18 protein-coding genes are annotated in these 20,569 nt (G+C 69.2%); 9 read left to right on the top strand and 9 right to left on the bottom strand.

Annotated features, from left to right (window positions below):
* The first annotated feature begins 133 nt into the window (after positions 1 to 133).
* The 3 genes from ABI214_RS13760 (at position 134) to ABI214_RS13750 (ending at position 4,885) form a co-directional block, all read left to right on the top strand.
* A complete protein-coding gene (locus tag ABI214_RS13760; RefSeq protein ID WP_348603101.1) occupies positions 134 to 1,936 on the top strand; it encodes an Ig-like domain-containing protein in 1,803 nt (600 codons plus the stop codon).
* Positions 1,937 to 1,958: 22 nt separating this feature from the next.
* Positions 1,959 to 3,701, top strand: a complete 1,743-nt coding sequence (locus ABI214_RS13755) for an Ig-like domain-containing protein (protein WP_348603100.1) — start codon at positions 1,959 to 1,961, stop codon at positions 3,699 to 3,701.
* A gap of 269 nt (positions 3,702 to 3,970) precedes the next feature.
* Complete coding sequence (locus ABI214_RS13750) at positions 3,971 to 4,885, top strand: cutinase family protein (protein ID WP_348603099.1); 915 nt, start codon at positions 3,971 to 3,973, stop codon at positions 4,883 to 4,885.
* A gap of 25 nt (positions 4,886 to 4,910) precedes the next feature.
* On the opposite strand, the gene ABI214_RS13745 is transcribed toward ABI214_RS13750, so the two are convergent.
* A complete protein-coding gene (locus tag ABI214_RS13745; protein ID WP_348603098.1) occupies positions 4,911 to 5,432 on the bottom strand; it encodes a DoxX family protein in 522 nt (173 codons plus the stop codon).
* Between the two features lie 212 nt (positions 5,433 to 5,644).
* A complete protein-coding gene (locus ABI214_RS13740) occupies positions 5,645 to 6,232 on the bottom strand; it encodes a DUF732 domain-containing protein (RefSeq protein WP_348603097.1) in 588 nt (195 codons plus the stop codon).
* A gap of 336 nt (positions 6,233 to 6,568) precedes the next feature.
* Between ABI214_RS13740 and ABI214_RS13735 the strand changes: the two genes are divergently transcribed.
* Complete coding sequence (locus tag ABI214_RS13735) at positions 6,569 to 7,513, top strand: hypothetical protein (RefSeq protein WP_348603096.1); 945 nt, start codon at positions 6,569 to 6,571, stop codon at positions 7,511 to 7,513.
* 58 nt (positions 7,514 to 7,571) lie between these two features.
* On the opposite strand, the gene ABI214_RS13730 is transcribed toward ABI214_RS13735, so the two are convergent.
* From ABI214_RS13730 to ABI214_RS13720, 3 genes are read right to left on the bottom strand one after another with little or no spacing between them, the layout of a single operon-like run.
* Positions 7,572 to 8,375 carry an SDR family oxidoreductase gene (locus ABI214_RS13730; RefSeq protein ID WP_348603095.1) on the bottom strand — a complete coding sequence of 268 codons (804 nt, stop codon included), beginning with the start codon at positions 8,373 to 8,375 and terminating at the stop codon, positions 7,572 to 7,574.
* On the bottom strand, positions 8,372 to 10,033 hold the full coding sequence (locus ABI214_RS13725) for an FAD-binding dehydrogenase (RefSeq protein WP_348603094.1): 1,662 nt from the start codon (positions 10,031 to 10,033) through the stop codon (positions 8,372 to 8,374). Before ABI214_RS13725 ends, ABI214_RS13730 begins: the two co-directional genes overlap by 4 nt.
* Before the next feature lie 3 nt (positions 10,034 to 10,036).
* A complete protein-coding gene (locus ABI214_RS13720; protein ID WP_348603093.1) occupies positions 10,037 to 10,693 on the bottom strand; it encodes a TetR/AcrR family transcriptional regulator in 657 nt (218 codons plus the stop codon).
* A gap of 81 nt (positions 10,694 to 10,774) precedes the next feature.
* Here ABI214_RS13720 and ABI214_RS13715 point away from each other — a divergent pair, with 81 nt between their 5' ends.
* The 4 genes from ABI214_RS13715 to sigJ all read left to right on the top strand — a co-directional run bounded on the left by ABI214_RS13715 (position 10,775) and on the right by sigJ (position 13,871).
* Entirely contained in the window at positions 10,775 to 11,269 is a 495-nt protein-coding gene (locus ABI214_RS13715; RefSeq protein WP_348603092.1) for a hypothetical protein, read from the top strand.
* 56 nt (positions 11,270 to 11,325) lie between these two features.
* The gene (locus ABI214_RS13710) at positions 11,326 to 11,619 is read left to right on the top strand and encodes a putative quinol monooxygenase (protein ID WP_348603091.1); all 294 of its coding nucleotides are present in this window, start codon (positions 11,326 to 11,328) and stop codon (positions 11,617 to 11,619) included.
* Positions 11,620 to 11,736: 117 nt separating this feature from the next.
* On the top strand, positions 11,737 to 12,972 hold the full coding sequence (locus ABI214_RS13705; RefSeq protein WP_348603090.1) for an NAD(P)/FAD-dependent oxidoreductase: 1,236 nt from the start codon (positions 11,737 to 11,739) through the stop codon (positions 12,970 to 12,972).
* On the top strand, positions 12,969 to 13,871 hold the full coding sequence (sigJ, locus tag ABI214_RS13700) for an RNA polymerase sigma factor SigJ (protein ID WP_348603089.1): 903 nt from the start codon (positions 12,969 to 12,971) through the stop codon (positions 13,869 to 13,871). The genes ABI214_RS13705 and sigJ overlap by 4 nt, the downstream gene beginning before the upstream one ends.
* Before the next feature lie 12 nt (positions 13,872 to 13,883).
* Here the strand turns inward: sigJ and ABI214_RS13695 are convergent, their stop codons facing one another.
* The gene (locus ABI214_RS13695) at positions 13,884 to 14,561 is read right to left on the bottom strand and encodes a DUF998 domain-containing protein (protein WP_348603088.1); all 678 of its coding nucleotides are present in this window, start codon (positions 14,559 to 14,561) and stop codon (positions 13,884 to 13,886) included.
* 7 nt (positions 14,562 to 14,568) lie between these two features.
* Complete coding sequence (lysX, locus tag ABI214_RS13690) at positions 14,569 to 17,928, bottom strand: bifunctional lysylphosphatidylglycerol synthetase/lysine--tRNA ligase LysX (RefSeq protein WP_408587000.1); 3,360 nt, start codon at positions 17,926 to 17,928, stop codon at positions 14,569 to 14,571.
* A gap of 85 nt (positions 17,929 to 18,013) precedes the next feature.
* Between lysX and ABI214_RS13685 the strand changes: the two genes are divergently transcribed.
* Entirely contained in the window at positions 18,014 to 18,247 is a 234-nt protein-coding gene (locus ABI214_RS13685) for an RNA-binding S4 domain-containing protein (RefSeq protein ID WP_127917901.1), read from the top strand.
* A gap of 33 nt (positions 18,248 to 18,280) precedes the next feature.
* Here ABI214_RS13685 and ABI214_RS13680 read toward each other — a convergent pair whose 3' ends face one another.
* Both ABI214_RS13680 and ABI214_RS13675 read right to left on the bottom strand, forming a co-directional pair.
* Positions 18,281 to 19,078 (bottom strand): enoyl-CoA hydratase/isomerase family protein, encoded by a 798-nt coding sequence (locus ABI214_RS13680; protein WP_348603087.1) that lies wholly within the window; start codon positions 19,076 to 19,078, stop codon positions 18,281 to 18,283.
* Positions 19,075 to 20,508, bottom strand: coding sequence for an acyl-CoA synthetase (locus tag ABI214_RS13675; protein ID WP_348603086.1), 1,434 nt, complete (start codon positions 20,506 to 20,508; stop codon positions 19,075 to 19,077). Before ABI214_RS13675 ends, ABI214_RS13680 begins: the two co-directional genes overlap by 4 nt.
* Between the last annotated feature and the right edge of the window lie 61 nt (positions 20,509 to 20,569).

Raw genomic sequence — 20,569 nt, 5'->3', positions numbered from 1 at the left:
TGTTCTGCCCGAACTCTTTTGGACAGGTGACCAGAAAACGGGTTTACAACGATCCTGCAACGGCTACAGTGCCGCACATGTGATGTATGACACATGACCGCCGGTCGGGAGGCGGACGACCTGAGGAGGATCAGTGCTTTCGTCAACCCTTCGTAGACTCGCGACACCGGTGCTCGCCGCCGGCGCCGCCGTGGCGGTGATGCTCGGCGCCGGTGCCGGCATCGCCGCGGCAGCCGACCCGCCGCCCGCAACGACGGGCGACCAGCCGAACGACAACCTCAGGTGGAATCTGAGCCTGACGGCGGTGAACGGCACTACGGTCAACCCCACCCAGCCGGGCGTGAACGTCGTCCGACCGGGTGACACCGTGACGTACACCGCCAAGATCTGGAAGACCGCCGGAATCGGTCGGTACATGACCGCGATCCGACAGATCGCGCCCGCGGGCTTCCAGTACGTCTCGCACACGATCAGCAAGCAGTCGACCGTCACCGACGAGGGCGCGGCCGGCGTCAAGGCGACCTGTTCCGGGGGCGGCTGCAACTCGGTTCCGATTCTCGGTACCAAGGGCTACCTCGACAATGTGAACTTCGACGTCACCTACAAGATCCCAGCGACCCAGGCCCCGGGCGACTACAACGCCGGCTTCGTGTTCGACGTCTACGCGTTCTCCACCCAGTCGGGCAGCAACCCGGCCGGTGCGTGGGTCCGCGTCGAGGACCCACGCGAGCACACGACCACGACGATGACGGCGCCCGCCTCGATCGGCAAGGGCAGCCCGGCGACGCTCACCGCCACGGTCTCGCCGGCCACCGCCACGGGCACCGTGCAGTTCTTCGAGGGTGCGAACCCGATCGGCGACCCGGTCGTGGTGAGTGGCGGTACCGCCACGCTGTCTCATGCCTTCGACACGATGGGCACCCACTCCGTCTCCGCGAAGTACACCGCTACGGGACTGTTCCACGACTCCGAGTCCGGAGCGCAGCAGGTCGAGGTCGGCCCGTCGACGACCACCACGTCGGTGACCGTCCCGGCCACGGCCGAGGCGGGTACGACGGTGCCGCTCGAGGCCACCGTCTCCCCGGCCGGTGCCACGGGCACCGTGCAGTTCGTGGTGAACGGTGCCAATGTCGGCAACCCGGTTCAGGTGAACGCCGAGGGCAAGGCCACGTTGAACCACCTCTTCACCGATCCCGGTGACTTCGCGGTGACCGCGAACTTCGTCGGCGGCTTCGGCTACGCCGACTCGGCCGCCACGGCCCAGCACGTCAATGTCGCCTACGGTGCCTGGCAGACCACCACCGTGGTCGTCGAACCGGTGAGCGCCGAGGCCGGCAGCCCGGCCAACCTGATGGCGACCGTTCGCCCGATTCCCGCCGGCGGCACCGTCACCTTCTCCGTCGACGGCACCCCGATCGGCTCGTCCGAGGTGGGCACCGCCGACGGCGTCGCGGTGCTGGCGCACACGTTCGACACCGCCGGCAGCTACCAGGTTGTCGCCAACTTCGGTGGCACCGAGGGCTTCTCGGCCTCCACGTCCGCGCCGTTCACGGCCACGGTCGCCCCGACCGCGCCCGTGCTCACCCCGGTGAACGCGGACCTGAAGGTCCAGGGCCTGTCGGTGGTCGGCCAGACGGTCACGATCACCGTGGACGTCGACCCCGCCACCGCGCAGGGCACCGTCCAGTTCTACAAGGGCGCTGAGGCCATCGGCGCACCGGTGGCGATCGTGGACGGCAAGGCGTCGATCACGACCACGCTCGACGCCGAGGGCACGCAGGTGCTCAGCGCGAAGTTCCTCGGCGGCGCGGGCTTCCGGGACACCGTCTCGAATCCCGTGGTGCTGAACGTGTCCGCTGCGCCGGAGACGACGGATCCGGGCGCTGGAAGTTTGGGCTCGCTGAGCGGGCTGTTCACCGGATCGCTGGGGGGCTGACGAGATGAGTGCAGGAGGATCGATGAGTTCCAAGCTGTACCGCTACATCGCGCCGGTCGCGGTGGGCGCGACGGTCGTCGCGGGCGCCGGCGTGCTGGGTGCGGCGACCGCATCCGCGGGGACGACGACGACACCGTTCAACAACGCATGTCTGGCGACGCCGTCGTCGAGTCTGGCCGGTGGGCCGCAGACTCAGGTGCAGGCGGCGTCGGTGGAGGTCGACGCACCGACCAGCGTGGCGCCCGGTGAGGAGTTCGTGGTGACGATCTCGCCGCCGCCCATCTCGCTGGCCAACGATCTGGGTTCCGGCGCGAGCCTGGCGAACATCTCGCGGCTCAAGATCGACGTGGCGATGCCGGAGAACGCGCAGTTCCTCGGCGCCGAGGTGGTCGCGGGTACCGCGTCGGGCATCACGGGTGTCGAGCCCAACGTCCTCGTCGTCAACGAGCAGGGCAATGTGGACCCGAACGGGCAGATCATCCGCCTGTCCGGGAACAACCAGACGATCGGCAACGGCCCCAGTTCCTCGAAGAGCTCCGAGGGCGGTATCAAGGCCAACGCGTCGGGAACTACCACGACGTTCCAGTTGCCGAAGGTCAAGGCCCATCTCAAGGCAGGCGCGGCCGGGGATATCTCGATGAAACTGCGCACGGCCGGAAACGCCGGCCAGTTCGGCAACGACGCCAACTTCCTGACCTTCCTGCCCCGGGCCAATGCGCCGATCATCGGCACCGTCTGGGCCCCCACCCAGTGCTCGCCGCGTGATACCTCCGGCGGCCCGCTGAACGGGGGGGCCGGTCCGCTGGCCACGATCCAGATCCAGCGGCAGGCGGTCGCGACCGTCACCCACCTGGACGGCCCCAGCGCGGTGACCAACGGCGGCGCGTTCACGCTCAGTGCCACGGTCGTGCCGACCCCGGACACCGGACAGGTGCAGTTCACCCGGAACGGTGAGGACGTCGGGGCGCCGGTCGATCTGGTGAACGGCAAGGCCACGCTCAACGAGACGCTCGACGTGGACGGTGACTACGCGTACGCGGCGAAGTTCCTGGGCGCGCAGTTCTTCAGCCAGTCGTCCGGCTCGAAGACGGTGACGGTGACCTCGCAGGACATCCAGACCACCACGTCGGTCACCGGACCGGCTCAGGACGCCTACCGCGACCAGCCGGTGAACCTGACCGCCAGGGTCGAGCCGGGGGTCTCCGGTGGCACGGTGACCTTCGAGGTGGACGGCGTCGCGGTGGGTACGGCCGACGTCAAGGATGACGGCGCCGCCGTGCTGCCGCACACGTTCGACACCAACGGCACTCACCGGGTGATCGCTCGCTACTCGGGCGCCGCGGGGGTTTCCCCGTCGGTCTCGACGCAGTACCCGGTCAGTGTCACCGAGGCTCCGGCTGCCGCCGTGGCCACCACGGTGACCGTCGATCCGGTCGCATCGACCGCCAAGGGTTCGCCGGTGACGCTCACCGCGCGTCTCCACCCGGCCGACGCGCGCGGCACGGTGCAGTTCAAGCTCGGCAACGTACTGCTCGGCGGGCCTGTTCGGGTGGACGCGAACGGCGTCGCGACCCTGACGACGTTCTTCCAGAACCCGGGCGATTTCGTCGTCACCGCCCAGTTCACGGCCGACGCAGGCTTCATCGACTCGGCCGCGGCACCCGTGAACGTCACGGTGACCGGTAACCCGGACACGCTGCCGGGGACCGACGGCCCGGGAAGTCTCGGTAGCTTGTCGGGGCTGTTCGGCAGCTTGGGAGGCTGATCTGAGTAAGGCAGCGGGCCCCCTCGATAATTCGAGGGGGCCCGCCGTTTTCGATTTGCCGCCAACCCGTTTCGTCGGCTCTGCGAAGGACCCCACACGGAACCGCCCGTCCGGTAACGTGCGTTTACCGATCGTGCACCGTCTCGACATCTGGTCCTGTCAGGATCAAGGTGTCGCGTCACCCGCAGGCGTTGTCACGGGAGGGGACGTCACGGCACGTGGTCATGGGGAAGTGGCCACCTGGATCGAGTGATTGGGGTGCGGTGTTGATGCGTGCGAAGAAGTCTTTGGCCGTGCTTGGTGCATGTGTCGCAACTGTTTTCGGTTCCGTGGTCTCTGTGGGGGCGGGAACGGCGCAGGCCGCGCCGGCGTGCCCGAACCTGCAGGTCGTCGCGATTCCGGGTACGTGGGAGACCACTACCGATCCCGGTGAGCATCGCGGTCCGGGCATGCTCGGCGCCGTCACCGATCGCCTGCCCGCATCGGTCGGCGTGGACTACGTGACGTATGCGGCGACGGCGTTCCCGTGGGAAACCGAGATCTACGGCGCGTCCAAGCGTCAGGCCGTCGACAATGCTCGCGGGATCATCGCGGACGTCGCGCAGCGGTGCGGCAACACCAAATTCGCACTCATCGGCTACAGCCAGGGCGCCGACGCCGCCGGCGACCTCGCGGCGGATATCGGTACCGGGCTCGGGGTGGTGCCGCCGTCGCGGATCGCGGCCGTGGGGCTGTTGTCCGACCCGCGCCGGTCGGAGGGCGACACGCTGGTCGGGCCCCCGGTGGTCGGTAACGGCGCCGGCGGACCGCGCATCGGCGGTTTCGGCCTGGTCACCCCGCAGACCCGCACTTTCTGTGCGGCCGGCGACCTCTACTGCTCCACCCCGAAGGACGACTTCGTCACGCGCATGGCCGGATTCCTGGCGCAGAACTCGTCGCCGGTGGCCCCGATGACCGGGCGGTACGTGCAGGAGGCGATGTCTATCGTCGACGACCTGATCGCGGCAGGTGGCATGCCCACTCTCCAGGCGCAGTCGTCCGACGGAGCCAACGAGGATCGTGTCGAGAAGTTGAACAGCTTCTACCGCTCGCAGGTTCACCAGGACTACGTGACGTACGTGGTCGATCCCTCGGGTGCGACGGCGACGTCGTGGCTCGCGAACTGGTTGCGTTCCGCGGCCTGACGCCGCCGTCCACCTGAGTGCGGGTTCAGGCGGTGGTCGCCGATGTGGTCTGCGGCTCGCTCCAGAACGCGGCGAGCTGGGCTGCCGCCGAACCGATTCCGACTGCGACGGCGGTGGCCGCCGCGGGCACACCGCTGAGGCGACGATCCATCCCGAGCGCCCGGTCGACGCTGTACTTGCCCGGGCCCAGCGCGGCGAGGGCGGCGGTGGCGGCGCCGAGGTTCAGAACGAACTCGTAGCCCTCACCGGTGATGAAGAAGCCCTTCCGCATGTGCACGGATCGCGCGGCGACGGCCATGGTGCCGATGACAGCTGCGGCGGAGAGCGGCGTTGCCGCCCCCGCCACGAGCAGTGCGCCGGCACCGACCTCGACGACGGCACTCGCCTGGGCCTGGAGTCGGGGGCGACGGAATCCGATCGAACCGAACCAACCGGCGGTGCCGTCCAACGTGCGTCCGTGCCGCATTCCGTGGGCGATCATCGTTCCGCCGATCGTCGCGCGGAGGATGAGCCGTGCGACGTCATGACCCTTTCCTTCACGCCGCACGGTCCGCACCCCTCGGGTCGTTCTGCCGAGTGGATCCGCAGCGATTGCTTGACGTCGGCCGCATCGCAGCCGAACGGCGATATCGCACAACACTGTTCATGCATACTCCTGTCCGGGTTGGTATCGGATCGATCAACCTATCGTCCAGGGGTGCCGCCGGGATCTCTCCGTCTCAGTGAGGGGGAATCCCACCCTCGGGCCGGTCCGGCCGGTCAGCAGTACGTCCGCTCCGCGGTGGAGACGTAGATCTCGGCGATCTGGGTCGGGGACAGCGGCAGGAGTTGTGCGTAAGCCTTTCCGACGGAGTCGAATTCGACGAGCACGTCCGCACGGGAGTCGCCGCGGGCCAGGGCCTCGCACGTGCCCTGCGCGTACAGCACCTCCGCCGCGTCCATGCCGGTCGGTGGAATGCCGGCCGCCCGCAACGCCGAGAGGTAGCGCTGGCCGCGTTCGCCCGCGCCGGCCACGACCTGCTCCGGGGAGCGGGTGTCGATCTCACCTGCCGCGGGGGTAGCCGGACGCGGGGCCGGAGGCGGCACGGTGGTCATCGGTAGCGGCGCCACCGTCGTGGTGGGCGGGGGTGCAGGGGCGGTCGGCGACTCCGATGCCGGCGCGGGCACCGTGGACCCGGCCGGTGTGGCTTCTGGCGGCGCGGTCGTCGTCGTGGTGGTGGCACTCGCAGAGGCTGCAGCCACGTCGTGCCCGGCGTGCTCGGATTCGGGATCCTGTCCCCCGCACGCGGCGAGGAGCAGCGCTCCCGCTGCCGCGACAACGGCGGTAACTGCACGTGTGCTCGTCATGAGGAGACAGTGTGTCATGTTGAACTACTGACTGGTAGACCCTGAAAGTTCCGGCGGCGAAAAGTCGTGAGTTTCGTATTTGTCGGTACGTCCCTGTGATATAAACCACTCCAGCTGTTACCTCACGTAACAGTCGAAAGTGTGCGGAGTTTCCCGCGAAGGCGCTGGTAGAGGCGCTGAGTTGGTGTGACTCTCGGTGTCGTGGAAGGCATGCCGTTCCCGGCGCGAAGCGATTCAGCGTGATTCGCGGCGGGCAAGCGTTCGCCGCTGCTCGTCCCTCTACGCGACCACAAACGTGGCCGCGTACATCGAAAGCTCGATAACTGAGGAGAACGCGTGAAGAACGATTCGAGTGTTTCGCGGCGTCGCGTCGGGGTGCGTGCCGCCGTGGTGGGAGGTGCGGTCGGCGCCTCGATGGCATTGATTGCGCCCTTGGCGGCCGCGGCGCCCACCACCGTCCCGGTTCCGGGCGGTGCCGTCTGCGATCCGACGCTCACGGAGGCGTGTCTGTCCGTCGTCGTCCGGAATGGCACCTTCGCCAACAACGGCTTCAACCTGCCGATCGCCGACGGCGACATGATCATCGCCGGCAACCTCGGTGACGTGGACTTCATTCCCCGCGACGACGGCCACCACGGCGTCTACAGCAAGCCCCTGACCGTCCCCGGGGGCGTGCTCGGAATCGATCTTCCGTTCGACAATCTGTTCGGGCTGGCAGGGGTCACCTCCACGGTCGAGGCCGTGGACGTGCCGGTGTTCAATGGCATCATCACCGACTTCGACATGACGCTTCCGGTGCGGCTGAAGATCGACAATCCGTTCCTCGGGGACAACTGCTACATCGGAACCGCTGACAACCCGGTCGTGTTCGAGTTGAACAAGTCGAACCCGATGAACGATCTTCCGACGACGGACATCGATACTCCGTACCCGGTGGGGACCGCGGCGCTCGACAACATCCAGAACACGGCCGCCGATTTCGCGCTGCCCGGTGCCACGGGGTGCGGTCCGTTCGGCGTGCTCAACCCGATCGTCAACTGGCGGGCCAAGGTTCCGGCGAACTCCGGCACCTCGCTGAAGACGGTGTCTACGGGCTTCCTGTTCCCGGCGCCCGCGGGCGGCACCGATCCGCTCGACGGAACGGGCGGGGATACGGGTTCCAGCGGCTCGAGTGGGTCCAGCGGCTCCAGCGGCTCCAGCGGGTCCAGCGGGTCCAGCGGTTCGAGCGGATCCAGTGGTTCGAGCGGGTCCAGTGGTTCGAGCGGTTCGACCGGTAGCTGAGGCTCTGTGACGGGGGCGTCCTGCGGGTTCGTCGGAGGCCGGCAGGACGCCCTCGCGGTCACTTCAGCCCGTGGAAGCGGGCCATCATCTTCTCGGTGAACGCCCGCGGTGCGAGTCGGCGGACCGTGAACACGAGCGGTGCCATGTTCCCGACGGCGTAGAGCGGCTTGGGCTTGTCCGCCTCGATCGCCTTGACCACCAGGTCGGCCACCGTTGCCGCCTTGATGCCGCGATCCTCGTTGCGCTGCATCGCTTTCGACACGATCGTGTAGTCGCTCGTGTAGGGGGAGCCGTCGGCGATGTAGCGGGTGCGGCGGTCGCCGATGCCGGTGGCGATGGTGCCGGGCTCGACGGTGGTGAGCCACACACCGAACGGGCTCAGCTCGCGCCGCGCTGCCGCCGCGAAGCCCTTCAGCGCGCACTTCGCGGCGACGTACGACGACCGGAACGCGAGCGGGAAGCTCGCCAGCATCGAGCCCACCATCACCACGCGGCCGTAGCCGCGCCCGCGCATGCCGGGCAGCAGCAGCTGCGTCAGCTGGATCGCGCCCAGGACGTTCACCTGGAACAGCCGGTCGATCGCGTCGAGCGGTAGCTCCTCGAGCGGCCCCATCTGGCTCTCGCCGGCGTTGTTGACGAGGACGTCCACGTCGCCGGCCGCGCGGGCGCACGCCTCGATGCTCGCCCGGTCGGTGAGATCCAGGGCCACGTACTCGACGCCGGGTACGCGTGAACCATCGTGCAGGGCATCGGGATTGCGTGTGGTGCCGAGGACGCGGTAGCCGCGGGACACCAGTGCGCGGGCGACCTCGAGGCCGATGCCGGACGACGCGCCGGTCACCAGCGCGGTGCGGGGACTCATCCGAGGCTCCGGCCCAGGGCCCGTCCGGCGGCGCGTCCGGAGAAGATGCAGCCGCCGAGGAAGGTGCCCTCGAGCGCGTTGTAGCCGTGGACGCCGCCGCCGCCGAACCCGGCGACCTCACCGGCCGCGTACAGGCCGTCGAAGACGCTGCCGTCGGGCCGGATCACCTGCGAGTCCAGGTTGGTCTCGAGGCCGCCGAGAGTCTTGCGGGTGAGCAGGTTCAGCCGTACCGCGATCAGCGGCCCGTGTGCGGGATCGAGCAGCCGGTGCGGCTTGGCCACGCGAATCGCCTTGTCCGCAAGATAGGTTCGTGCGTTGCGGATGGCCATCACCTGCATGTCCTTGGAGTAGGTGTTGTCCATCTCGTTGTCGCGGGCGACGATCTCGTGCTCCACCTGCGCGTAGTCGAGCTTCGCGTCGGGGGTGAGCGCGTTCATGCCGTCGACGAGGTCGCGGAGGTTGTCGCGGACGACGAAGTCGACGCCGTGCTGCTTGAACGCCTCCACCGGTCCGGGCGCACCCTTCTTGACCCGGCCGAGCAGGAGCTTCATGTCCTTGCCGGTGAGGTCGGGGTTCTGCTCGGAGCCCGAGAGCGCGAACTCCTTCTCGATGATCGACTGGGTGAGGACGAACCACGTGTGGTCGTGCCCGGTGCCCAGGATGTGCTTGAGCGTCGCCAGAGTGTCGAAGCCGGGGAACAGCGGCACCGGCAGGCGCTTGCCGGTGGCGTCGAGCCACAGCGACGACGGGCCGGGGATGATCCGGATCGCGTGGTTGGGCCAGATCGGATCCCAGTTGACGATGCCCTCGGTGTAGTGCCACATGCGATCCCGGTTGACGATGTTGCCGCCGGCACTCTCGGTGATCTCGAGCATCCGGCCGTCGACGTGCGCGGGCACACCGGTGATCATCCGCTCCGGCGCGCGGCCCAACCGGTCGACGGGCCAGTTCTTGCGCACCAGTTCGGGATTGCCACCGATGCCGCCGGACGTCACCACCACCGCCTGCGCGCGCAGCTCGAATTCGCCCGTGGGCGTCCGCGACGACTTCACACCGCGAGGCTCGGTCGACGGCTCGAGCACCGTGCCGCGCACACCCACGGCGGCGCCGTTCTCCACGATCAGCTCGTCCACCTGGTGCCGGTAGCGGAAGGTGACCTGCCCGCGGGCGGCGGCGTCGAGCACCGGTTCGCGGAACACGCGAACCACCTCCGGGCCGGTGCCCCACGTGATGTGGAAGCGCGGCACCGAGTTTCCGTGGCCGGTGGCCAGTCCGCCGCCGCGCTCGGCCCAGCCGACGTTCGGCATGACGCGCAGCCCAAGGTCGTGGAGGTAGGCGCGTTTCTCGCCGGCCGCGAAGTCTACGTAGGCCTCGGCCCACTGCCGCGGCCAGTGGTCCTCGCGGTCGCGGTCGAATCCGGCGCTGCCCAGCCAATCCTGCAGGGCCAGTTCGCGGGAGTCCTTGATGCCCATGCGGCGCTGTTCGGGACTGTCGACGAGGAACAGCCCGCCGAGCGACCAAAATGCTTGTCCACCAAGGTTTTCCACGTTCTCCTGGTCGACGACGAGGACCCTGCGGCCCGTCTTGACCAGTTCGTGGGTCGCGACCAGACCTGCGAGTCCCGCTCCGACGACGATGACGTCGGCTTGTTCTGCCACGGCCTATCTCCTGTCCGTATCGGTGCTGCTGTAACTGCTGACGACGGTGACGAACAGGCGCTGGCGCGCCTGCCGGACCGCCTCGTTCTCGGGTTCCATGAGGACCTGCACGGCGGTGCCGTCGTGGATCGCGACCAGCGCCCGGCCGAGGGCCTGGCGGTCGGTGACGTGCCGTCCAGCGGTGGCGAGGGCGTCCTCGACGATCGGCATGATCGTGTGCAGGATGGCGTCCTCGCGCGCGGCCATGACCCGTTTGAGGACGGGGTTGCGCAGGGCGTGGGCGGTGAACTCCGCGGTGATGCGGTACCAGGCGTCGTCGACGGGGATCGCCGCGAGGACGCGTTCGACGGCGGTGTCGAGCGTCAGCGACGCGGGCCGGGCGGCGGCGTCGGCCAACGCGGTGCGGATGCCGTCGAGCATCACGGACGAGCGCTGCTCCCACATCGCCAGGAACAGCTCGTCGAGGGAGGTGAAGTTCGAGTAGAAGGCGCCGCGCGTGTAGCCGGCGCGGTCGCACACGTGCTCGACGGTGGAGCGGCCGAAGCCCTCCTCGGCGAACACCTCGCCGGCGGCGTCGAGCAGGCGCTGGCGGGTCTCCGCGCGACGCTTGGTGACCCGTTTGGGGCGCGGCGTTTCGGTCGCCAGGTCGGACGTCTGCACTGGTCATCCCCGCTTTCCGGTTACCGGGAACCCGTTCGATACAAAACTGTATCCGATGGGGGCGCGCGTAGGGTCGAAATTGTGCACGTCTGGTACGTGAGTTACGGATCGAACATGTCGCGGGCCCGGCTGGACTGCTACCTGCATGGCGGGTGCCCGGTCGGCGGCGGGCGCACATATGCCGGGGCGCGGGATTCGAGCGAGCCCACGGCCCGGATCGGCGTCCGGCTGCCGGGCACGGTCTATTTCGCGGGCCAGTCGCTGGTCTGGGGTGGGGGCCGGGCGTTCTACGACCCCGACCTGCCAGGCGATACCGCCGCGTGCGGGTACCTCGTGTCCGGTCAGCAGTTCGACGACATCCTCGCGCAGGAACCGCCGTGCTACGACCGGGTCCTCGACGTCGGGGAGCGCGACGGTGTTCCCCTGCGCACGTTCACGTCCGTCGTCGGGCGTGGCGACGTCACCCCGACCGAGCCGTCGGCCGCGTACCTCGCCACGATGACGGCGGGACTTCGTGAGGTGTTCGGCTGGAGTTCCGAACGGGCACATGCGTATCTGCGGCGATTACGGCCCTGACCAGGGTACGGTCGGGAGGCCGCACATTGTGTCGGCGCTCACAGAAGAGGGGATCGATGTCGAATCTGCATGTCGTGGCGACCATTCCGGCCAAGCCCGGATCCGAGAACACGGTCCGTGCCGCGCTCACAGCGCTGACGGAGGCCAGCCGCAAGGAGGACGGCTGCGTGTCCTACGACCTGTACGAGTCGACGATGGCCGCGGGCACGTTCGTGACCGTCGAGGTGTGGACCGACCAGCACGCGCTCGACGCGCACATGAAGGCCCCGCACATGCGTGAGGCCGCATCCACCTTCGGCGCGCACCTCGCCGCCGCGCCCGGTATCCACCCGCTGCGCCCCATCGCCTGACCGCGATTCATGTAACGAGAGGGTGGCGTGCGCCACCCTCTCTCACGTTTCCGGGGCCTGTCTCGTCAGAGATGACGAGAGCCCGCAACCGGCGGGCGGGAGGCACAGGAGACAGTCATGACGAAGTCGCATCGGTCGCCGGGGCACCGGGTGGTCGTCGTCGGCGCCGGATACGCGGGCGTGCTGGCGGCCAATCGCATCCTCTCGAGCCGTGGACGTCTCCGCGGTGAGGACCCCGCACGGGACTGCCGCGTCACCGTGATCAATCCGCGGGACGAGTTCGTCGAGCGGATCCGGCTGCACGAGGTGGTGGCGGGCACCCGCCCCTCCGCCGCGGTACCGCTGTGCGAGGTGCTGCACCCCGACGCGGAGGTGCTGGTCGGCACAGTCCAGGAGATCGACCCCGCCGGGCGACGCGTCCGTGTCGTCGGCGGACACGACACCACGGTCGTCCCGTACGACACCCTCGTCTACGCCGTCGGCAGCAACACGTCCCGCTCGGTTCCGGGCGTCGAGGAGCACGCCCACCACGCTGGTGATCCCGTCGGTGCGGCGGAACTGCGCCAGGCGCTGGCAGCGCTCGCACCCGCGTCGGTGGTGCGGATCGTCGGGGGCGGCGCGACCGCCGTCGAGATCGCGTCCGAGATCGCCGCCGCCCGCCCCGACCTCGGCGTGGACGTCGTCGCGGCCGGGGAAGTGCTCGGGTTCATGCGACCCGCCGCGCGCAGCCGCATCCTGAAGACCCTCGACGGGCTGGGCGTCACGTGGCGCGAGGACGCGCGGGTGACCCAGGTCGGCGAGCGCGAACTCGAGATCGCCGACGGCCGCGTGCTCGGCTTCGACGTGTGCGTGTGGGCGGCCTCGTTCGAGGTGCCCGACCTGGCCCAGCGCAGCGGCCTCGCCACCGACGCGGCCGGCCGGTTGCGCGTCGACGCGACGCTGACGAGCCTCGACCACCCGGACATCGTCGGCGCCGGCGATGCCGTCGTCGCACCCCCGGAGGTCGGGTCGCACCTGCGCATGGCGTGCGCGGTGGCGCTGCCGCTCGGCGGCCATGCCGCGGCCACGGTGCTCGCCCGGATGCGGGGCGAGGAGCTGCCGGTGCTGTCGGTCGGGTTCGCCGCGCAGTGCATGAGCCTGGGCCGCAAGACCGGCTACTTCCAGTTGGTGCACGCCGACGACACACCGCGTCCGATCGCACTGTCGGGGCGGCTGGGTGCGACGGCGAAGGAGGCGATCTGCAAGATGACCGTGGACAAGCTGCGGGCCGAGCGGACCCGGCCGGGCGCATACAAGGCCCCGAAGGGGCCGAAGCCGCTCGCGCGGACACCGATCGAGGAGGAGGCGCGGTGAACTTCACGCGAGGGTCACGCGACCACGAGCAGCTGTTCGGTGTCGCCTACCGGATGCTCGGGTCCGCGCACGACGCCGAGGACGCCGTGCAGGACGCCGTGGTCCGGTGGCAGCAGCTCACCGACGGCGAGCGGGCGGAGATCCGGGAACCGGTCGCGTGGATGACGCGGGTGGTCAGCCGAATCTGCCTGGATCAGTTGGGCTCCGCGCGGGCTCGCCGAGAGTCGTATGCGGGGATCTGGCTGCCCGAGCCGGTCCCCGGCACGGTCGGCCCGGGGTCCGTCGGCGGCCGACCAGCGGACCCGGCCGACGCGGTCACGCTGGACGAGTCGGTGTCGGTGGCGCTGCTGCGAGCGATGGAGTCGTTGACGCCGGGGGAGCGCGTCGCGCTGATCCTGCACGACGTGTTCGGGCTGTCGTTCGCGGAGATCGGGGACATCGTGGGCCGCAGCCCGGACGCGTGCCGGCAGCTCGCGTCCACCGCCCGCCGGCACGTGCGCGCGGCGCCGCGGTTCCAGGCCGACGACGCCCAGCGCCGCCGCGCGGTGCTCGCGTTCTCGGAGGCTTGCACGACGGGAGACCTCGAGGCGCTGCTGCGGGTGCTCGCACCGGACGTGGTGTCGCGCGCGGACGGCGCCGGCATGGTCGGTATCGCCCGGGTGCCGGTCGTGGGTGCCGAGCGCGTCGCGAAGTACCTGCTCGGCATCGTCGCGGTGAGCGAGGCTCAGGGCCGGCCCTTCGGCACGCGGTTCGAGACGGTCAACAACCGGACCGGGCTGGTCATCGTGGCCGACGAGCAGGTGATCGCGGTCCTGGACCTCGGCGTCGAGGACGGCCGCGTCCGCGAGATCGCGATCATCATGGCGCCGGACAAGCTGCGGAGCTGGACCACGTCCTGACGCCTTCGCGTTTCACGTGGAACCGGACACCCCGTGCAGGTCTCCCCAGGTCTGGTCGCTCAGTACCGTCGCGGCGACCAGCACCATCCACCCGCTCATCGACAGCAGTTCGACGCGCTGCGCGAAGCCGAGCCAGGCGTGGCTTCCCGACGGGTCGTCGACGCCGACGAGCATCCACAGAGTGCCGATCAGGAACAGCACCACGACGGTGAGGCCGCACCACCACATGGCCCGCGGCGCGCGGTAGACGAAGATCGCGATGATGAACGCGACCGCGGAGACCACCGCGGCCGTCACCGACACGGTGCTCGTCAGGGCGTGCCACTGATGCGTGAGCGGCACCTGCGCCGCCTCGCACGCGGGCTTCGAACACCGCAGGGGGAGCCGTGAATCGGCGATGGTGCCGACCGCGAACACGCCCAGCGCGAGCCAGCCGACGGTGGTGAGGAACCGTCGAGGCTCGATCGTGAGGCCGAGCACCGCCGCGACGGTCAGCACGATGCCCGTCAGCAGATCGCCGCTGCGGTAGAGGATCCCGTGCGTCTGGTCCGTCGCGGCGAGCTGGCTCGCGAAGCCCTCGAACGGGTTTCCGCTCGGACTGAGGAAGAACGCCAGAACCCACGACGAGTACAGGACCGCACCCGCGATGAGGAGTGCGGCAACGGCATAGCGCCGTACCGTAGATGACACCGTGACCTCAGTTCCGGGGCTTCGCGAACGGGAATGCGAGGGACTCGCGGATGCTACCGCCGGTGATCAGCATGACGATGCGATCGACGCCCATCCCGAGTCCGCCGGTGGGCGGCATCGCGTGCTCGAGGGCCTGCAGGAAGTCCTCGTCGAGTTCCATCGCCTCGGCGTCACCGCCGGCCGCGAGCAGCGACTGCTCGGTCAGCCGCCGCCGCTGGTCGATCGGATCGGTCAGCTCGCTGTAGGCGGTGCCCAGTTCCATGCCCCACGCCACCAGGTCCCACTTCGCGGCGACGCCGGGGATCGTCGGGTGCGGCCGGGTCAGCGGCGACATCGACGTCGGGAAGTTGGTGTAGAACGTCGGGAACTCGGTCTGCCCTTCGACCAGGTGCTCGTACAGTTGCTGCGCGACCGCGCCGGCGTCCCAGGACTTGTTGTACTCGATGTCGTTGGCGTCGCACAGCTTCCGTAGTTCCTCGAGCGACGTCTCGGGCGTGACCTCGACTCCGAGCTTCTCGGCGATGGCGCCGTGCATCGTCTTGACGGGCCACTCGCCGGAGATGTCGACGGGGACGAGTTCGCCGTCCGGCCCGGGGCGCATGATGGTCTGGCTGCCGTGCGCGGCAACGGCCGCGTTCTGGATCAGCTCGCGGCACACCACCATCATTCGTTCGTAGTCGCTGTGCGCCTCGTATGCTTCGAGGATCGTGAACTCCGGGTTGTGCTTGAAGTCGACGCCCTCGTTGCGGAACACGCGCCCGATCTCGAACACCTTCTCCATGCCCGCCACGCACAGGCGCTTGAGGAACAGCTCGGGCGCGATGCGCAGGTACAGGTCCAGGTCGTACGCGTTGATGTGGGTGACGAACGGGGCCGCGTTGGCGCCGCCGTGGATCCGCTGCAGGATCGGCGTCTCGACCTCGAGGTAGTCCCGGCCGGACAGCGTGTCGCGCAGTGACTTCACGATCGCGGTGCGCGCGGCGAGCAGTCGACGCGACTCCGGATTGATCGCCAGGTCGACGTAGCGTTGTCGCACCTTCGTCTCGGCGTCGGTCAGGCCCTTCCACTTGTCGGGCAGCGGGTGCAGGCACTTGCCGTTCATCCGCCAGTCCGTCGCGAGCAGCGACAGCTCGCCCTTGCGGCTGCGACCGATGGTGCCGCTGACCTCCATGAGGTCGCCGAGGTCGAAGTCGCCGGCGAACTGGTCGAGGCGGTCGCCGACGCTGGTGCGTTCGATCAGCACCTGGATGTCGCCGGACCAGTCCCGCAGCACCGCGAAGGCGACGCCGCCGTACGTGCGGATCCGCAACAGCCGCCCCGCGATACGCACGCGCGTCCCCTCGGGTGACGCGGCGGCCACGGCCACCGTGTGGGTCGGGGGATAGGCGACGGGGTAGGCGTCGACGCCCTCGTCGGCGAGTCGGGCGAGTTTGTCCAGCCGCACCCGCACCTGCTCGGGACGGCGGGGACCCGCCGGTTCGGGCGACGCGAGCCCGGCGCCGGTCTCGCAAGCGGCCACGATGTCGGGTGCGCTGCCGTCGGCGTGCAGGATTCCCGAGTCCGCCAACGCCTCCGGTACGGCGGTGCGGGTGCCCGTGTGCGCGGACGCGGACACCTTCGTGTGTCGCCTGAACGAGGGGAGGGTCAGGAAGCCTTCGGCGACGGCCGACGCGATGCCCACGCGGGGCAGGTGCCGGTTGTCGTCGAAGCACAGGTAGCGCGGCGCCCACTCGGGCAGATACTTGACGTTGGAGCGGTACAGTGCCTCGAGCTGCCACCAGCGCGAGAAGAACAGCAGCATCGACCGCCACATCCGGAGGATCGGACCGGCGCCGATGCGCGCGCCCTCCTCGAAGGTGGATCGGAACACCGCGAAGTTCAGCGATACCCGGACGACACCGAACTCGTCGGCACGGGCAGCAAGTTCGGTGACCATGAACTCGACGACGCCGTTGGGGGCGTACGGGTTCCGACGCATCAGGTCCAGCGAGACGCCGTTGGGTCCCCAGGGCACGAGGGAGAGCATCCCGAGAACGCCCCCGTCCTCGCCGACGGCCTCGACCAACAGACAGTCGCCGTCGAGCGGGTCGCCGAGTCGGCCGAGAGCCATCGAGAACCCCCGTTCGGTCTCGGTGTCCCGCCAGTTGTCGGCGCGCGAGATGACGTCGGCCATCTCCTGTGGCGGTATATCGCGGTGGCGGCGGATCCGGGCGGTCACGCCCTGCTTGCGGATGCGGTGGACGGCCTGCCGTACCTGTCGCATCTCGCGACCGTTGAGGGTGAAGTCGCGGGTCTCGAGGATGGCCTCGTCACCGAGTTGCAGCACCGACAGGCCGCCACGCTTGTATGCGGTGGCGCCGGCCTCGCTCGCGCCCATCACCGCGGGTGCCCACCCGTACTGCGAGCAGAGCGAGAGCCACGCGTCCACGGCGTGTGGCCACGCCTCCGGGTTGCCGATCGGGTCGCCGCTGGCGAGGCACACACCGAGCTCGACGCGGTACGTCACCGCGGCCTTGCCGCTGGGCGCGAACACGACCGCCTTGTCGCGACGGGTCGCGAAGTATCCGAGCGAGTCGCCTCTGCCGAAGCCGTCGAGCAGTCCGCGCAGGGCGGATTCGTCGTTTCCGGTCAACGCGTTCGACGCCCGCTGCGACCGGAACAGCACGATCACAGCGGCCAGCAGCGCGAGCGCGCCGAACAGACCCAACAGTGTGTTCACGAACGCGTGCGGATGCCCGTCGAACTGCTCGTTCTCGACCACGGACAGGGCCGTGACGCGGTTGAGCGCCCACAGGAAACGCTCGCTCCGCGGCAGCGTGCCCGGGAACATCTCGACCAGGCCCCAGCCGAGCAGGGTTCCGACGGCGAGTCCGGCGACCAGGACGCCGAGTGCCTTCCAGCCTGCGCCGCGTCGGACGTGGGTGTAGAACTCCTTGCGGGACGCGATGAGGATCCCGACGACGACGAGATGTACCGCGCAGGCCACGGCGGCGCTGACGTTCTTGTCGATCGCCGCCTCGAGTGCGTTGACGATCGCGAACAACGCCATGTAGATCGTCAGCAGCCACCAGGCGATGCGTTTACGGCTCGCCAGGGCCGCAGCCACCAGCCCCACGACCACCGCCCACGACAGGCTCGTGTCGGGCGCGTCGAAGTAGTAGTTGTTGACGTACAACCGCGGTGTGTGGAGGAGGAACCGCAGCGCGGGCGACAGGCTCCACAGGAAGACCAGCACGGAGTACACGCCGAGAATCAGGCCCGCGATGTGCGGGACCTCGGCGAGGCGTCCACGTTTCGGTGCGAGCGGTGTTCCGCGTTCTTCCCGCTTGTCCGCCGCGTCGACCGGGGTACCGGTGCTGGTGGCCATCAACGTCCTCTCGGTTACAGCGTCGTGTCTTACTCCAGTGTGAGGCGTTTCCGAGCTGTTTGGGGAGAGGGGGGAAGATGGAGTCATGTCTGACGCTGTTGACGAGGTGCCGATCCGTGACGAGTCGATCCGCCTGGGTCAGTTCCTCAAACTGGCGAACCTCATCGAATCGGGCGCTGAGGCCAAGGGTGTCATCGCGGACGGGCTGGTGAGCGTCAACGGCGAGGTCGAGGAGCGACGTGGCCGGCAGTTGCGCGACGGTGACGTCGTCGAGATCGGCGGCCTGGCCGCACGGGTGAGCGCCCCGACCGCCGACTGACGGGACGCGTTCGCGCTCACGAGGACGGACCGATCACCGGCGCACAGTGTGTAGGCCCGACCCTGTGAACTTCGGCTGCGTACCGGAGAGAAACGCGTCGAGGCCGATCTGCAGATCCGGGTTGGGAGCGCCGGTCCAGTACCGTTCGAGCTCGTCGTCGATCCCGCCTCGCGTGGTCGCGTCGATCATCTGCTTCGCGGCCCGCTGGGTGATCGAGGACCTCGAGGCGATCGTCTCCGCGAGGACCGACGCGCGGGTGTGCAGGTGGTCCTCGGGTACGACCTCCGCGACGAGGCCCACCCGCAGAGCGGTCTCGGCGTCCATCCGGTCACCGGTGAGCACGAGGTGTTTCGCGGTGGCGGGCCCGAGGGTGTGGACCAGTCGCGTGATCGTCCGGGCCGGGTAGATCACACCGAGCTTCGCCGGTGTGACCGCGAACTCGGCGTCCTCGGCGGCCACCCGGATGTCGCACGCCAGCGCGAGCTGTGCGCCGCCGCCGATGCAGTATCCGGAGATGGCCGCGACCGTCGGCTTGGGGAAGGCGGCGAGTGCCTCCTCGGCGTCGGTGACCCGATCCTCCATCCGGACACCGGACTTCCGCGCCGAGCGCAGTTCACGGATGTCCATCCCGGCGCAGAAGTGCGGTCCCGCGCCGGCCACCACCACCACGTCCACTGCCGGATCGTCGGCCAGCCGCCCGAGCCCGGTCGTCAACTCCTCGAGCATCTTTCCGGTGAGGGCGTTGTAGCGGCGGAGATTGTCGATCGTGACGGCGGCGACGCGCTGCTCGATCGTGATCCGGATCCGACCCGGATCGGCGGGCGTACTCACCTTCCCGCCCGGTAGTCCTCGACGAGGAGCTTCTTCTGCACCTTGCCCATCGCGTTGCGGGGCAGGACGTCCACGGCGCGGATCTCGCGGGGACGTTTGTGGATCGACAGAGTCTGCGCGACGAAGTTCGACAGTTCGCGGTGATCGTCGCAGTCGCCGACGACGTAGGCGACGATCCGTTGTCCGAGATCGTCGTCGGGCACGCCGACGACCGCGGCTTCCCGGACGTCGGGGTGGTTCAGCAATGCCTGCTCCACCTCGCCGGCACCGATCCGGTAGCCGCCGGACTTGATCATGTCGATCGACTCGCGCCCGACGATGCGGTGGAAGCCCTGCTCGTCGACGACGGCGATGTCGCCGGTCTTGAACCATCCGTCGTCGGTCATCGATTCGGCGGTCTTCTCGAAGTTGCCCAGGTACCCGTCGAAGAGGGTCGGGCCCGCGATCTCCAACTGTCCGAGCGTTTCTCCGTCGTGCGGTACCGGGTTGCCGGCCTGGTCCCGCAGCCGGGTCGCCACTCCGCGGAGCGGCAGCCCCACCCAGCCGGGTCGGCGCTCGCAGTCGAACCGGGTGCTGAGCGTGATGATGGTCTCGCTCATTCCGTAGCGTTCGATCGGAGCGGAGCCGGTGAGTGCCCGCATGCGCTCGAAGACGGGCACCGGGAGGGGAGCGCTGCCCGAGACGAGGAGCCGTGCGGAACCGAGCGCGCGGGCGACCGCCTCGTCGGCGCACACCCGGGACCACACTGTGGGGACGCCGAAGTAGAGCGAACCACCTTCTGCTGCATAGGATTCCGGCGTCGGTCGGACCGTGTGCACGAGCGGGGAGCCGTGTCGGAGTGCGCCCACGACGCCGAGGATGAGTCCGTGCACGTGGAACAGCGGAAGCCCGTGCACGAGGGTGTCGTCCGGGCCCCAGTCCCACGCGTCGGCCAGTCCGTCGAGCCCCGCCGCCACGGCCGAACGGGAGAGCACGACGCCCTTCGGGGCCCCGGTGGTTCCGGAGGTGTACATGATCATCGCCGCGGAGCCGAGATCCGGCTCGCGGTGGGTCGATCCCGATCGCGCCCGTGAATCGACCAGGACGGAAGGGAGGGCGACGTCCTCTCGGTAGGCGCCGAGCCAGAGCTGCGCGCCCGAGTCCTTCAGGATGTGATTCCGTTCGGCCGGGCCCGAATCCGGCGGCACCGGGACCGCCGGCACACCCGCCATCAGGCATCCGGTCACCGCGATCACCGTCTCGATGCTCGCTGTCGCGTCGATGGCAACGCTTGTGGCGCCGGTGATCTCGTCGGCCACGGCGGCTGCCGCCGAGATCAGCTCGGATCGGGTGAGCGCGGCGTCGCCGACGCGGACGGCGTGGCGATCCTCGCCGCCGTTGCCGGGATCGGCGAGCGACGTCAGCAGCGGTCGAGGCATCAGGGTGGTCATCGGTGGAGGGTCCTTTCTCGAAGTCCCTACCGGACGGTGTCGAATCACGGTCGGTCCGCAT

The sequence above is a fragment of the Prescottella soli genome (genome assembly GCF_040024445.1).
In the GTDB taxonomy this organism is placed as follows: Bacteria; Actinomycetota; Actinomycetes; order Mycobacteriales; family Mycobacteriaceae; genus Prescottella; species Prescottella soli.
The sequence above is the reverse complement of the archived record's forward strand: the minus strand, read 5'-3'. Positions and strand labels throughout refer to the sequence as shown.